The 353-nt window shown below is 58.9% G+C and carries 1 pseudogene; it reads right to left on the reverse strand.

Going from position 1 to position 353, the window contains the following annotated elements:
- Positions 1 to 353, reverse strand: a pseudogene (locus tag EN852_RS36790) (ABC transporter substrate-binding protein); the annotation flags it as partial.

Raw genomic sequence — 353 nt, forward strand, 5'->3', positions numbered from 1 at the left:
GGCGGGATCAAATTTCAGCCGGCCTTCAGCGACTTGCTTGTCGGTCTCCGACAGCGCCTTCATGATCGCCGCATGGTCGGATGCGCCGCCGACCTTCTTGACCGCGTCGAAATAGACATTGGTCATTTCATAGAGGCCGACACCATAGGTGCCGCTTTCGACGCCGTATTTGGCCTTGAATTTGGCCGCTACCTCGTCGGCGCGCGGGTTCTTCGGCGTCGTCAGGGCACCGCCCAGAAGATTGTAGATGACACCGTTCGACTTCTTGCCCGTGAGTTCGACGAACTCCGGAACGCTCGGCGCATATTGCAGGAAGACCAGGCTCTTGGTCGGCTGCTCGAGGAACTGGTTCA

Source organism: Mesorhizobium sp. M2E.F.Ca.ET.209.01.1.1, from assembly GCF_004010375.2.
Taxonomy (GTDB): domain Bacteria; phylum Pseudomonadota; class Alphaproteobacteria; order Rhizobiales; family Rhizobiaceae; genus Mesorhizobium.